At 72.6% G+C, this 13,961-nt stretch carries 9 protein-coding genes; 4 read left to right on the forward strand and 5 right to left on the reverse strand.

Features of this window, described 5'->3' with window-relative positions; genetic code table 11:
* Window positions 1–304: 304 nt before the first annotated feature.
* On the reverse strand, window positions 305–775 hold the full coding sequence (locus D3105_RS08090) for a PaaI family thioesterase (RefSeq protein ID WP_118901508.1): 471 nt from the start codon (window positions 773–775) through the stop codon (window positions 305–307).
* 92 nt (window positions 776–867) lie between these two features.
* A complete protein-coding gene (locus tag D3105_RS08095; RefSeq protein WP_118901593.1) occupies window positions 868–3,162 on the reverse strand; it encodes an FdhF/YdeP family oxidoreductase in 2,295 nt (764 codons plus the stop codon).
* 133 nt (window positions 3,163–3,295) lie between these two features.
* Here D3105_RS08095 and polA point away from each other — a divergent pair, with 133 nt between their 5' ends.
* Window positions 3,296–6,007 (forward strand): DNA polymerase I, encoded by a 2,712-nt coding sequence (polA, locus tag D3105_RS08100; RefSeq protein WP_118901511.1) that lies wholly within the window; start codon window positions 3,296–3,298, stop codon window positions 6,005–6,007.
* A gap of 71 nt (window positions 6,008–6,078) precedes the next feature.
* Here polA and D3105_RS08105 read toward each other — a convergent pair whose 3' ends face one another.
* Window positions 6,079–6,948: a DUF4184 family protein gene (locus D3105_RS08105; RefSeq protein WP_118901514.1), complete on the reverse strand. Its 870-nt coding sequence runs from the start codon at window positions 6,946–6,948 to the stop codon at window positions 6,079–6,081.
* 188 nt (window positions 6,949–7,136) lie between these two features.
* Between D3105_RS08105 and D3105_RS08110 the strand changes: the two genes are divergently transcribed.
* From D3105_RS08110 to D3105_RS08120, 3 genes are all read left to right on the forward strand, one after another.
* A complete protein-coding gene (locus D3105_RS08110; RefSeq protein WP_118901517.1) occupies window positions 7,137–8,912 on the forward strand; it encodes a lytic murein transglycosylase in 1,776 nt (591 codons plus the stop codon).
* 158 nt (window positions 8,913–9,070) lie between these two features.
* The gene (locus tag D3105_RS08115) at window positions 9,071–9,208 is read left to right on the forward strand and encodes an SPW_0924 family protein (RefSeq protein WP_118901520.1); all 138 of its coding nucleotides are present in this window, start codon (window positions 9,071–9,073) and stop codon (window positions 9,206–9,208) included.
* 27 nt (window positions 9,209–9,235) lie between these two features.
* A complete protein-coding gene (locus tag D3105_RS08120; RefSeq protein ID WP_118901522.1) occupies window positions 9,236–10,201 on the forward strand; it encodes a DUF3068 domain-containing protein in 966 nt (321 codons plus the stop codon).
* Here D3105_RS08120 and hrpB read toward each other — a convergent pair.
* Window positions 10,188–12,779: an ATP-dependent helicase HrpB gene (gene hrpB / locus D3105_RS08125; RefSeq protein ID WP_118901605.1), complete on the reverse strand. Its 2,592-nt coding sequence runs from the start codon at window positions 12,777–12,779 to the stop codon at window positions 10,188–10,190. The two genes, D3105_RS08120 and hrpB, sit on opposite strands and share 14 nt — an antisense overlap.
* A gap of 38 nt (window positions 12,780–12,817) precedes the next feature.
* On the reverse strand, window positions 12,818–13,666 hold the full coding sequence (locus D3105_RS08130; RefSeq protein WP_118901525.1) for a class I SAM-dependent methyltransferase: 849 nt from the start codon (window positions 13,664–13,666) through the stop codon (window positions 12,818–12,820).
* Window positions 13,667–13,961 lie beyond the last annotated feature (295 nt).

Genomic DNA, 13,961 nt, shown 5'->3' on the forward strand with positions numbered 1-13,961 from the left:
GGGGAGGCGGGCCGGGGGCGCGGAGGTGGGGTGCCGGGTTTTTCGTGTATTGCGCAAACGTTACGCAGTGTTACATGTGTGGGATATGTGTGCTGCGCCGACGGGCCGATGTCGCCGTTGAAGCAGGTCATGGAACGGGTGCGGCCGTCAAGGGTGTTGACCGTGCGTTTCCATCAACTTCCGGTAACCGCACCGGATATGCGGATGGCCGGTCCGGAATGCGGTGCGGTCGTGGACGGCGAAACGACCCGCCGGTGGAGGCCGGCGGGCCGTTCGCATGCTGTGACGGGGGTCGGTGGCGGGGTCAGCCCGCTTCGGGCCGGGGGACGTCGCGGAGCAGGCAGGTGAGGCGTGCGGTGCAGACCCGCTTGTCCTGTTCGTCGGTGATGACGATCTCGTACGTGGCGGTGGAGCGGCCCCGGTGTACGGGGGTGGCGACGCCGGTGACGAGGCCGTTGCGGACGCCCCGGTGGTGGGTGCAGTTGAGGTCGACGCCGACGGCGATCTTGTTCGCGCCGCCGTGGAGCATGGAGCCGATGGAGCCGAGGGTCTCGGCGAGGACGGCGGAGGCGCCGCCGTGCAGGAGGCCGTAGGGCTGGGTGTTGCCCTCGACGGGCATGGTGCCGACGACGCGGTCGGCGGCGGCCTCGACGATGGTCACGCCCATGCGCTCGCCGAGGTGGCCGGCGGAGAAGAGGGCGGGCAGGTCGATGCCGAGTGCCGCGTACTCGTCGATGACTTCCTGCGGGAAGAGGGGTGCGGTGTGCTCGCCCATGGATCCTGCTCCGTTCGTCTGCTGCGCTGGTTCGTTGCTGCCTGCACTGTTCTTATCAGACGGCTGAGCGTGCGCTTAGCCAGTGGCGGCTTTCAGTCGCCGCCGGGGGTGCTCCGGGACTCCTCGAAGCGGACGACGACCGACTTGCTGGCCGGGGTGTTGCTGGTGTCGGCCGTGGAGTCGAGGGGGACCAGGACGTTGGTCTCCGGGTAGTAGGCGGCGGCGCAGCCCCGGGCGGTGGGGTAGTGGACGATGCGGAACCCCTCCGCGCGGCGTTCCACGCCGTCCTTCCACTCGCCGACGAGGTCGGTGTACGCGCCGTCGGCGAGGCCGAGGGCGGCGGCGTCCTCGGGGTTGACCATGACGATACGGCGGCCGCCCTTGATGCCCCGGTAGCGGTCGTTCAGGCCGTAGATGGTGGTGTTGTACTGGTCGTGGGAGCGCAGGGTCTGCAACAGCAGTCGGCCGTCGGGGAGTTCGGGGTACTCGACGGGGGCGGCGGTGAAGTTGGCGCGCCCCGTGGCGGTGGGGAAGCGGCGCTCGTCGCGGGGGCCGTGAGGGAGGGCGAAGCCGCCGGGGTGGGCGGCGATGCGGGTGTTGAAGTCCTCGAAGCCGGCGACGACGCGGGAGATGCGGTCGCGGATGGTGGCGTAGTCCCGCTCGAACTCCTCCCACGGGGTACGGGAGCCGGCGCCGAGGACCGCGCGGGCGAGGCGGGCGACGATGGCGGGCTCGGAGAGCAGGTGGGCACTCGCGGGGGTGAGGTTGCCGCGGGAGGCGTGGACCATGCCCATGGAGTCCTCGACGGTGACGAACTGCTTGCCGCCCGCCTGGACGTCCTTGTCGGTGCGGCCCAGCGTCGGGAGGATCAGGGCGCGGGTCCCGGTGACGGCGTGCGACCGGTTGAGCTTGGTCGAGACGTGGACGGTGAGGCGGGCGCGGCGCATCGCGGCCTCGGTGACGGCGGTGTCGGGGGTGGCCGCGACGAAGTTGCCGCCCATCGCGAAGAAGACCTTCGCCTCGCCGTCGCGGAGCGCCTGGATGGAGCGCACCACGTCCATGCCGTGGTGGCGGGGCGAGGTGATGCCGAACTCCTTGTCGAGGGCGTCGAGGAAGGCCGGCGCGGGCCGTTCGAAGATGCCCATGGTGCGGTCGCCCTGGACGTTGGAGTGGCCGCGCACGGGGCAGACCCCGGCGCCCGGGCGGCCGATGTTGCCGCGCAGCAGAAGGAAGTTGACCACCTCGCGGATGGTCGGCACGGAGTGCTTGTGCTGCGTGAGGCCCATGGCCCAGCAGACGATGGTGCGCTCCGATGCGAGGACCAGGGCAAGCGCCTGCTCGATCTCCGCGCGGGTGAGGCCGGTGGCCTTCAGCGTCTCGTCCCAGTCGGCCGCTTCGGCGGCCTTGGCGAACTGCTCGTAACCGTGGGTGTGTTCGGCGACGAACGCGGTGTCGACAGCGCCCTCGGTGGCGAGGATCAGCTTGTTGAGGAGGCGGAAGAGGGCCTGGTCGCCGCCGATGCGGATCTGCAGGAAGAGGTCGTTGAGCGCGGTCCCCTTGAGCATGCCGTGCGGGGTCTGGGGGTTCTTGAACCGCTCCATCCCGGCCTCGGGCAGCGGATTGACCGAGATGATCTTCGCTCCGGACTGCTTGGCCCTCTCCAGGGCGGACAGCATCCGGGGGTGGTTGGTGCCGGGGTTCTGCCCGGCGACGATGATCAGGTCGGCCTGGTGGAGGTCCTCCAGGGAGACACTGCCCTTGCCGATGCCGATGGTCTCGGTGAGCGCCGAGCCGGACGACTCGTGGCACATGTTGGAGCAGTCGGGCAGATTGTTGGTGCCGAACTCGCGGGCGAAGAGCTGGAGGAGGAACGCGGCCTCGTTGCTGGTCCGGCCGGAGGTGTAGAAGAGGGCCTCGTCGGGGGAGCCGAGCGCGGTCAGCTCCTCGGCGATGATCGCGAACGCCCGGTCCCAGGTGATCGCTTCGTACCGGTCGGCGCCCTCGGGGAGGTACACCGGCTGGGTGATCCGGCCCTGCTGGCCCAGCCAGTAGCCGCTGCGCTCCGCGAGGTCGGCGACGGGGTGCGCGGCGAAGAAGCCGGGGGTGACGCGGCGCAGGGTCGCCTCCTCGGCCACCGCCTTGGCGCCGTTCTCGCAGAATTCGGCGGTGTGCCGCTTGTCGCCCTCGGGCCAGGCGCAGCCGGGGCAGTCGAAGCCGTTCTTCTGGTTGACCTTGAGGAGGGTCTGCGCCGTGCGGCGCACGCCCATCTGCTGCCTCGCGATGCGCAGGGAGTGGGCGACGGCGGGCAGCCCGGCGGCGGCGTGCGGGGCCGCTTCGACCTGCGGGGCGTCCTGGACCGGGTCACCGGTCGGCGGCTTGGTGGCCATGATGCTGCTCCCCTTCGAGCGCTCTTCCACGTGGCGGCGTACTCATGTTCATGTCCTCACCATCGATCCTGTCACGGCCCCGCGGAAGTCGTGCCGGTCCGGATTGTCAGTGGTCCGTGGCAGGATCGGGGGCGTGGCTGAGACGGCATCGAAGAAGACGGCAGACAACCGACCGCGCCTGCTCCTCATGGACGGGCACTCCCTGGCGTACCGGGCGTTCTTCGCCCTGCCCGCGGAGAATTTCACGACGGCGGTGGGGCAGCCGACGAACGCCGTGTACGGCTTCATGTCGATGCTGGCGAACACCCTGCGTGACGAGGCGCCGACGCACTTCGCGGTCGCGTTCGACGTGTCCCGCAAGACCTGGCGGGCGAAGGAGTTCCCGGAGTACAAGGCGAACCGCTCCAAGACCCCCGACGAGTTCAAGGGGCAGGTCGAGCTGATCGGCGAGCTGCTGGACGCGATGCACGCGGACCGGTTCGCGGTGGACGGGTTCGAGGCCGACGACGTCATCGCGACGCTGGCGACCCAGGCCGAGGCCGCCGGGTTCGAGGTGCTGATCGTCACCGGCGACCGGGATTCCTTCCAGCTGATCACGGACAACGTGACCGTGCTGTACCCCACCAAGGGGGTCTCCGAGCTGACCCGGTTCACCCCGGAGAAGATCGTCGAGAAGTACGGGCTCACACCGCAGCAGTATCCGGACTTCGCCGCCCTGCGCGGCGACCCGTCGGACAACCTTCCGAGCATTCCCGGTGTCGGCGAGAAGACGGCCGCGAAGTGGATCAACCAGTTCGGTTCGTTCGACGAGCTGATGGAGCGGGCGGAGGAGGTCAAGGGCAAGGCCGGGCAGAACCTCCGGGACCACCTGGACGCGGTGAAGATGAACCGGGTGCTGACCGAGATGGTCCGGGACGTGGAGCTGCCGAAGTCCGCGACCGACCTGGAGCGGGCCCCCTACGACCGTACGGCGGTCACCGGCATCCTTGACATACTGGAGATCCGCAACCCGAGCCTGCGCGAGCGCCTCCTCGCCGTCGACCCCGGCGCGGCCGAGGCAGAGCCGCCCGCGCCCGCCGCCGGGATCGAGCTGGACGGGGCCGTGCTCGGCTCCGGCGAGGTCGCCCCCTGGCTGGAGGCGCACGGCGCGCAGCCGCTCGGCGTCATGACCGTCGACACCTGGTCGCTCGGGGCCGGCACGGTCACCGAGATCGCGCTCGCCGCCGCCGACGGGGCCGCCGCCTGGCTGGACCCGACGCAGCTGGACGAGGCCGACGGGCGGGCGTTCGCCGCCTGGGTCGCGGACCCGGCGCGCCCCAAGGTCCTGCACAACGCGAAGAACGTCATGCGGGTCTTCCCGGAGATGGGCTGGCAGCTCGAAGGCGTCACCATGGACACCGCGCTCGCCGCGTATCTGGTGAAGCCGGGCCGCCGGTCCTTCGCCCTGGACGCGCTGGCCGTGGAGTATCTGGGCCGCGAGCTGGCCCCGGCCGCCGCCTCCGACGGACAGCTGGCCTTCGGCGCGGACGACCGGGCCGAGCAGGACGCCCTGATGGCCCAGGCCCGCGCCGTCCTCGACCTGGGCGACGCGTTCACCACCCGCCTCAAGGAGGTCGGCGCGGCGGAGCTGCTGCACGACATGGAGCTGCCGACCTCCATCCTCCTGGCCCGCCTGGAGCGCCACGGCATCGCCGCGGACCGGGCCCATCTCGAAGGCATGGAGCAGCAGTTCGCCGGGACCGTGCAGCAGGCGGTGAAGGAGGCGCACGCGGCGGTCGGCCGCGAGTTCAACCTCGGATCGCCCAAGCAGCTCCAGGAGATCCTTTTCAACGAGCTGGGTCTGCCGAAGACGAAGAAGACCAAGACGGGATACACGACGGACGCGGACGCGCTGGCGTGGCTGGCCGCGCAGACCGAGCACGAACTGCCGGTCCTGATGCTGCGCCACCGCGAGCAGGCCAAGCTGCGGGTCACCGTCGAGGGCCTGATCAAGACGATCGCCGCCGACGGCCGGATCCACACCACGTTCAACCAGACGGTCGCGGCTACGGGCCGGCTCTCCTCCACCGACCCGAACCTGCAGAACATCCCCGTCCGCACCGACGAGGGCCGCGCGATCCGTCGGGGCTTCGTCGTCGGTGAGGGCTTCGAGACGCTGATGACGGCGGACTACAGCCAGATCGAGCTGCGGGTCATGGCGCACCTCTCCGAGGACGCCGGTCTCATCGAGGCGTTCACCTCCGGCGAGGACCTGCACACCACGGTCGCCTCGCAGGTCTTCGGCGTCGAGAAGGACGCGGTCGACGCGGAGATGCGCCGCAAGATCAAGGCCATGTCCTACGGCCTCGCCTACGGTCTCTCCGCGTTCGGCCTCTCCCAGCAGCTGGGCATCGACCCCGCCGAGGCCCGGGTGCTGATGGACACCTACTTCGAGCGGTTCGGCGGGGTGCGGGACTATCTCCACCGGGTCGTCGAGGAGGCCAGGGCCACCGGCTACACCGAGACGATCCTCGGCCGCCGCCGCTATCTCCCCGACCTCAACAGCGACAACCGCCAGCGCCGCGAGGCCGCCGAGCGCATGGCGCTCAACGCCCCGATCCAGGGCACCGCGGCGGACATCGTGAAGGTCGCGATGCTGCGCGTGGACAAGGCGCTGACCGAAGCCGGGCTGACCTCGCGGATGCTGCTCCAGGTCCACGACGAAATCGTCCTGGAGATCGCGAAGGGCGAGCGGAAGCAGGTGGAGGAGATCCTGCGCCACGAGATGGCGAACGCGGTCGAACTGCGTGCCCCGCTCGACGTCTCGGTCGGCGTCGGCAAGGACTGGGAGTCCGCCGCACACTGAGCCACGGACACAAGGGGCGGGCCCGGAACCACGGTTCCGGGCCCGCCCCTCGTCTCGCGAACCGTCCGCCGCTACCCCCGCCCGGCCGGCGCCCCCGTCCGTGGCTCCTCCGGTACGGACACGGGGCGGCCGGGTCCCCGCGTCCTCCTCCGCACCAGCATCCACCCCCCGTACAGCAGCAGCCCGGCCGCCAGCCCCGCGCCCGCGCCGAAGCACGCCGTCGGGACGATGTCGAGCGGGCTCTCCACCCGGCCGAAGTAGGCGTACCAGCGGGCGCACCGGTGGACGACACCGGCCAGCACGCACACGGCCAGCAGACCGAGCGCACCCCACCGCTCCCGGCGGCCGAGCACCGGCACCTCCACGGGCGCGGGGACGGCCGGGGTCCGGCGCAGCCCGGTGGCGACGAACCAGCCGATGACCACGAGGGCCAGCGCCGAACTCCCGTACTGCACGAACTGGAACACCGGGAAGCCGCCGACGCTCCGGTTCAGGAACGGCAGCAGCTCCGTGCCCCACCGGCTGTGGTGGGTGAACGCGTCCCACACCACATGCGTGGCCGCGCCCAGCGCAGCCGAGGCGGCGAACCACAGCCAGGCGGACGGACCGAAGGAGGCCCGAGTCCACCGCTGCCCCCGGACGAACGCGTGGACGCGGCCCCGTACCCGTAGCGGCAACAGCGCCACCAGCGGCTCCCGCAGCAGCGCCCACACCGCGACCAGGACCGCGGCGATGGCCACGTTCACCGAGACGATCCCGGGGAGGGTGTGCGTGAATGAACCGAACTCCATCGCCCCGGGGACCACCGTGTCCGCGAAGTACGTGATGTCGGGCGCGAACGAACCGGCGACGAGGGCCGAGGGGAACAGCGGCCACCGGGCGGTTCCGTTCCGGCGGATCGCCGGGAGCACAGCGGCGGCATGACTGAGCGTGAACGGCATGGCGGCAAGTATGCGGGACCGCCGGGGCACCCTTTCGTGGCCCACCGGACAACGTGCGCCCGCGAACGTGAAAAAACAGTAAGAAGCGGTCAGTCCTCGGTGCCTGGGCGACACAAGGTGCCGTAGGGTCGCTGGAGTCGTTGCGCTGGGGAGCGCGAGCAGCCTTCGAGGGGGAGGGACCGGAACGTATGGCAGCGCACATTCGCCGACGTCTGCGCAAGGGAGCCACGACCACCGCCGTGGCGGCGGCCGCAGTGGCGGCGCTTGCGGCCTCGCAGGCGCCCGCGGCGACCCTGGCCGACGGATCCACGGGCAGCGGCGACCCGAAGGCGGCGGGCGAGGACACCGCGAGCGGCGAGACCGACGGCGCCGCCACCGGCAACTCGCCCTACTACACGGACCTTCCGCCCCTGGTTACGCCCGACAAGCCCGGTTCGTCCAGCAATCTTCCGGCGGCCGGCAGTGCCGAAGCGGGCATTCCGGCGTCGATCCTGGCCGCGTACAAGCAGGCCGAGCGGACCGTCGCGACCACCGACCCCTCCTGCCGGCTTCCCTGGCAACTCCTCGCGGCCATCGGCAAGGTCGAGTCCGGCCAGGCCCGCGGCGGCCGCGTCGACGCCAACGGCACCGCCAGCCCCCGCATCCTCGGCCCGGCCCTCAACGGGCAGGGCTTCGCGCTGATCAAGGACACCGACGGCGGGGCGTACGACAGCGACGCGGTCCACGACCGCGCGGTCGGCCCGATGCAGTTCATCCCCTCGACCTGGGCCTCCTGGGGCCAGGACGCCAACGGCGACGGCCGCAAGGACCCCAACAACATCTACGACGCGGCCCTCGCCGCCGGCCGCTACCTCTGCGCCAACGACCGCGACCTGGCCATCGCCGCCGACCTCGACAAGGCCGTGCTGAGCTACAACCGGTCGACGGAGTACCTGCGCACGGTCCGCTCCTGGTTCTCCTACTACCAGCGCGGTACGCACGAGATCCCCGACGGCACCGGCACGCTCCCCAGCATCCCGAGCACCCCCACCCCGAGTCCGCGTCCGGGCACCGGTTCCGGCCCGAGCGCGACGCCGAGCCCGAAGCCCTCCCCGTCCAAGCCCGGCGGCAAGCCGAGCCCGGGCCCCTCGAAGCCCGGTGGCGGAGGCTCCACCAGCCCGACGCCGAAGCCGCCGACCCCCAAGCCGACGCCGCCGGCCGAGACCTTCGGCTCCCTGGAGAACGCGGGCACCGGCCCGCTGCGCGCCACGGCGGGCCAGGAGTTCGACGAGCGGGTCTCGGTGCTGGCGCGCAACGCGGTCGGCGCCCCGCTCGCCAAGGTGCCCGTCACCTTCACCGTCACCGGCGACACCGGGACGCTCTTCGCCGGCGGCAAGAAGACCGTGTCGGTACGGACCGGGGCCGACGGCACCGCCACCGCACCGAAGCTCCAGGCCGGCGAGAAGGCCGGGGAGTTCACCGTGACCGCCGTCGCGGGCACCGGCCGGCCGCGCACCCTGACGTACGCGGCGACCGTCACCGCCCGCCAGGCCGACGCGATCGCCCGGACCGACGAGAAGGCGCTCGTCGCCGCCCCCGGCGAGAAGTTCGCGGACGCCGTCACGGTCAAGGCCACCTACAAGGACGCCGCCGCGGCCGGAGTGGCCGTCACCGCCACCATGGTCAAGGACCGCCTGGGCGTCATCGACAACGACAAGGGCCCGTACTTCAAGGACGCGGACGGCAAGCCGGTCCGCACCCTCACCACGCTGACGACGGACGCCGACGGGCAGCTGCGGCTCCCGGAGATCTTCGCCGACGACGACGAGGGCACGTATCTGCTGCGCCTCACCACCGAGGGCGGCGCCTCGGTCGTCATCGAACTCACCGTCAAGGCCCCGGAGGAGACGACCCCGGAGGAGCCGGCGCCGGGCGAGACGAACGCCCCGGAGCCGACTGAGACCCCCGCGGCCACCAAGCCCTGACCCCGCCGCCCCACCGCACCATCACCGCACAGCCCCTCGGCCACCCCGCCGAGGGGCTGTCCGCTCTGTTCTCATCTCGCGCCCCGGTTGCTACGGTTCCCCAGCCCTGACGGCCCATCAGGTCGCCGTCGCCGGACCACCGCCCCGGGAGGCCGAGCATGCGTGCCCTCGTCGCCGCCACCATCGGACTGGCCGCCGCCCTCGCGCTCGTGTTCACCGTCTCCGCCATCGGCTCCCCGGCCGGGGAGACCTCGCCGAAACCCCTGCTGACCACCGTCCCGGGACCGAAGAGATAGCCGCCGCAGAGGGAAGAGGTCACCACCATGCGCCGCCGAGCCGGTCTCCTACTCCTGGCCTTCGCCGTGTTCTTCGCCGCCCTGTCGCCGCTGCTGCGCTGGTACGCCTTCCCGCGCCTGGCCAAGATCCCGCCCAGCCAGTACCAGGAAGTCGTCCTGGAAGCGAAGCCCGCCGTCCTCCTCGACTACTCCACACTCAAGGCGAAGAAGGTCGACAAGGTCACCATCGTCCAGACCCTCAAGGGCAACGTGGAGGAGTCCGAGAAGATCGAACGCAGCGCCGGGCGCGACGTCGTCGTCTGGGACGCGCTCTCCTACATCCAGGGCCCCGACGGCAAGATGGTCTCCGCGATCCCCGAGCGCTACATCTTCGACGCCCACACCCAGGCCCCCGTCAACGCCACCGGCGAGATGGTCGACGGCGACCCGGTCCGCCGCGAGGGCATCGAGTTCAAGTGGCCCTTCCTCACCGAGAAACGGGACTACGAGTACTTCGACGCCCAGACCCGCACCACCGCCCCCATCCACTACCGGGGCACCCGCACCTTCCGCGGCCTGGAGGTCTACTACTTCGAGCAGACCATCCCGTGGACCAAGGTCCCCATGCCGAAGAAGATGCCCATCGAGGGCATCACCGCCGAGCAGATCGCGCAGACCGGCATGACCCGCTGGTACACCACCAAGCGCATGTTCTGGGTCGACCCGGTCACCGGCGCCCCCGTCAACGGCGAGGAGATCCACCGCGAAGAGCTGCGCGACGCCAAGAAGATGGGCATGTCCGAGGACACCGTGACCGCCTTCTCCGGCCATGTGAAGATGCGCGAGGACTACATCGTCGACACCGTCGACCTGGTGAAGTCCCAGCGCGTCCTGGTCCTCCTCCTCACCTCGTACCTGCCCTGGGGCTTCCTGGGACTCGGCATCGGACTGGCCGCGCTCGCCCTGTGGCTGGAGGCGCGCTCGCGGCGGCCGGAGAGCCCTACGAACGCTTGAGCCTCGCCGTGGTGTACCGCGTCGCCGGTACGGTCGCGGGGTCCTCCGGCCACGGATGCTTCGGGTAGCGGCCGCGCAGCTCCGCCCGCACCGCCTTGTAGCCCTCCCGCCAGAACGACGCCAGGTCCGCGGTGACGGCCGCAGGACGCCCGGCGGGGGAGAGCAGGTGCACCAGGACCGGCACCCCGGCCACCCGGGGCGTCTCGGCCAGGCCGAACAACTCCTGGAGCTTGACCGCCAGTACGGGCTGGTCCCCGCCGTACTCGACCCGGATCCGGGACCCGCTCGGCACCTCGATCCGCTCCGGCGCCAGCTCGTCCAGCCGGGCCGCCTCGCCGGTCGCCCAGGGCAGCAGCCGCCGCAGCGCCTGGCCCGCGTCGATCCTGCCCAGATCGGAGCGCCGCCGGGCCCGCGACAGCTCGGGCTCCAGCCACGCGTCCGGGTCCGCCAGCAGCGCCCCGTCCGACACGTCCGGCCACGGCGCCCCCAGCACCCCGTGCAGGAACGCCAGGCGCGACCGCAGCTGCTCGGTGTCCCGGTTCCAGCGCAGCAGCCCGAGCCCCTCGCGCCGCAGCCCGTCCACCAGGGCCCCGCGCACCAGCTCCGGATCGGGCTGCTTCAGCGGCCGTACCGCCAGCTCCACCGCCCCCAGCCGGTCCACGGACCGGGCGGCCACCTCGCCGTCCACCCAGCGGACCTCCTCGCCCCGCACCCGCAGATGCCCGGCGGCCGTCAGCGCGGTGTCCTCGTCGAGCACCGCCGCCAGCCGCACCCGCGCGGACGCCGCGTGGGAGGGCCGGTCCGCGACCGCCACGGCCAGCCAGGGCGAGCGGCGCAGCGGCGACCCCTCCCGCAGCTCCGCGCCCGTGCCCGACGCCATCAGGAACGCCCCGTCGCCCCGGGCTCGCGCCACCCGCTCGGGGAACGCCAGAGCGGCGACGAGCCCGACGACGGCGTCATCGGAGCGACCCGTGCCGGAGCCGGAGCGGTGGCCGGACCCGGTTCCGGAGCCCGTGCCGGTGCTGGTGCCCGGCGCGGCCCCGGAGCTCGCCGATTTCCCGGAGCCGGAGCCCGCGCCGTCCACCTGGCCCGACAGCCGCCGCACCTCCTGCTTCCAGCGCGCCGCGTACCCGTCCCGGCCCCGGCGGGCGGTCCGCAGCGCTGCCGCGAGATCGTCCCCGTACTCCCTGGGCGGCTCCTCGCTCAGCAGCGCCACGACCTCCGCAGCCCGCCGCGCCCCGACCTCCGCCGCCCCGTCCAGCAGGGCCCGCGCCAGCCGGGGGTGCAGCCCGAGCCGGGACATCCGTGCGCCGCGCCCGGTCACCCGGCCGCCGTCGTCCACCGCGCCGATCGCGCCCAGCACCTCCCGGGCCGCGCCCATCGCCCCGGCCGGCGGCGGGTCCAGCAGGGCGAGCGATGAGGCGTCCGGATCACCCCAGCACGCCGCCTGGAGCGCGAACGCCGCGAGGTCGGCCACCTTGATCTCCGGGGCCGGGAAGCGCGCGAGCCGCCCGTCCTCGGCCTGGTCCCAGCACCGGTACACCGCCCCCGGAGCCTCCCGCCCCGCCCGCCCGGCGCGCTGCCGCCCGGCCGCCTGGGAGGCCCGTACGGTCGTCAGCGCGCTCAGCCCCCGGGCATGGTCGGTCCGGGGTTCGCGCGCGAGGCCCGAATCCACGACGACCCGGACGCCCGGCACCGTCAGCGACGACTCCGCCACCGAGGTCGCCAGTACCACCCGGCGTACGCCGGACGACCCGGCCAGCACCGCGTCCTGCACGGCGGCCGGAGCCCGCCCGTGGACCTGGAGCACCTCCGCGTCCACCCCGGCGAGCTGCCCGGCCACGCGGCCGATCTCCCCGACGCCGGGCAGGAAGCAGAGCACGTCCCCCTCCCGCTCCGCCAGCGCCCGCCGCACGGTCGCCGCCACATGCGTCAGCAGCGCCGGATCGACCCTCATCCCGTGCGGCGGCTTCACCGGCCGTACGGGCGGCGCCCAGAGAACCTCCACCGGGTACGAGACGCCCTCGGCCTCGACGACCGTGGCGTCCCCCAGCAGCCGCGCCCAGCCCTCCGCGTCCGTCGTCGCGGACGCCGCCACCAGCCGCAGATCGGGCCGGATCGCCTCCCGTACGTCCAGGAGGAAGGCCGCGACCGTGTCCGCGTCCAGGTGCCGCTCATGGCACTCGTCGATGATCACGACGTCGACCCCGGGCAGCTCCTGGTCGCGCTGGAGCCGCTGGAGCAGCACCCCGGTGGTCACGACCTCCACCACCGTCTCCCGTCCCACCACACGCTCGCCGCGCACCGTGAAGCCGACCCGTTCGCCCGGCCGCTCGCCCAGCAGCCAGGCCATCCGCCGCGCCGCCGCCCGTGCGGCGATCCTGCGCGGCTCGGCGACCAGGACCCGGCGCACCGGCCCGTCCCCGGTCAGCCCGGCCAGCACCAGCGGAACGAGCGTCGTCTTGCCGGTGCCGGGCGGGGCGCACAGGACGGCGACGCCCCGATCGTCGAGCGCGCGCCGGAGGGCGGGCACGGCGGTGCGGACGGGCAGGCGGTCCAGGGCTTCGGTACGGATCACGCCCCCAGTGTCGTACGGGGCGGACGCGGTCCGGACGGTCAGTCCCGCTCGCACACGAAGATCGCCGTGCCCGGGATCAGGTTGCCCCGGAGAGGGGACCAGCCGCCCCACTCCTGGTCGTTCCAGGCGGGCCATTCCGGTTCGACCAGGTCGACCAGCCGGAAACCGCCCGCCACCACGTCCCGGACCCGGTCGCCGAGCGTGCGGTGGTGTTCCACATAGACGGCGTTACCGGCCTCGTCCTGCTCGACGTAGGGGACGCGGTCGAAGTAGGAGGCGGCGACGGAGAGCCCCTCGGGCCCGGGCTCGTCCGGGAACGCCCAGCGGATCGGGTGCGTCACGGAGAACACCCAGCGCCCGCCGGGCCGCAGCACCCGGTGGACCTCGCGGAAGACCCGCACGGGATCGGCGACGAACGGCACCGCCCCGTACGCGGAGCAGGCCAGGTCGAAGGCGGCGTCCCGGAAGGGCAGCCGGCCCGCGTCCGCCTCCACCAGGGGGATTCCCTCACCGATGCGCAGGGCGTGCTGGAGCTGGCGGTGGGAGAGGTCCAGGGCCACCGGGCGGGCGCCCTGGGCGGCCAGCCAGCGCGAGCACTGGGCGGCCCCGGCGCCGATCTCCAGGACGTCGAGGCCCTTGAGGGAGGAGGAGGGCCCCAGCAGGCCCGCCTCGGCCTCGTCGAGCCCCTCCGGGCCCCAGACGAAGCGGTCGTCCCCGAGGAAGCCGCCGTGGTCGTTCTGGTACTCGTCGGCGTTGCGGTCCCACCAGCCGCGGCTGGCCCGGCTGCTCTCGGCCTCGTCCGCCACCCGGCGGGTGGCTTCCGGCTCCGGGGACTCTGCGGGTTCTCCGGGTTCCGAGGAGTAGGTCCCGTGGATCTCTTGGCTCATCGTGCCCGTCGTTGTAGTTTGCCTTCACCCGCCGCGTGCGGTCCGTACCAGGGGCGTGCCCCGGGCGCACGGAGGCGTGCCCGCGGCGCCGTGCCGTAGTGTTCTCGGGCCGATGTGGCCTCGGAGAACACGAGTTGTGCCGGGTTTGGGGCGATGCGCCCCGGGTGTGCGCCTTCGCGCATTGACCCTGTCCGGCTGCCCCCGTATGCTACAAGTTGCGCTGCGAGCCTGCGCGCCTCAGACCTAGCAGGCCGCGCTCGCGTCTGTTGCATGTCCCCTCGGTTGTCGAGGCGTC

The organism is Streptomyces globisporus, from assembly GCF_003501885.1.
Lineage (GTDB): Bacteria > Actinomycetota > Actinomycetes > Streptomycetales > Streptomycetaceae > Streptomyces > Streptomyces globisporus_D.

What these genes read in the sequence shown, in the direction of transcription:
- D3105_RS08090 (WP_118901508.1), bottom strand. Translation starts at nt 775, where the DNA reads ATGGGCGAGCACACCGCACCCCTCTTCCCGCAGGAAGTCATCGACGAG.
- D3105_RS08115 (WP_118901520.1), top strand. Translation starts at nt 9,071, where the DNA reads ATGCGTGCCCTCGTCGCCGCCACCATCGGACTGGCCGCCGCCCTCGCG.
- D3105_RS08105 (WP_118901514.1), bottom strand. Translation starts at nt 6,948, where the DNA reads ATGCCGTTCACGCTCAGTCATGCCGCCGCTGTGCTCCCGGCGATCCGC.
- D3105_RS08110 (WP_118901517.1), top strand. Translation starts at nt 7,137, where the DNA reads ATGGCAGCGCACATTCGCCGACGTCTGCGCAAGGGAGCCACGACCACC.
- D3105_RS08095 (WP_118901593.1), bottom strand. Translation starts at nt 3,162, where the DNA reads ATGGCCACCAAGCCGCCGACCGGTGACCCGGTCCAGGACGCCCCGCAG.
- D3105_RS08130 (WP_118901525.1), bottom strand. Translation starts at nt 13,666, where the DNA reads ATGAGCCAAGAGATCCACGGGACCTACTCCTCGGAACCCGGAGAACCC.
- D3105_RS08120 (WP_118901522.1), top strand. Translation starts at nt 9,236, where the DNA reads ATGCGCCGCCGAGCCGGTCTCCTACTCCTGGCCTTCGCCGTGTTCTTC.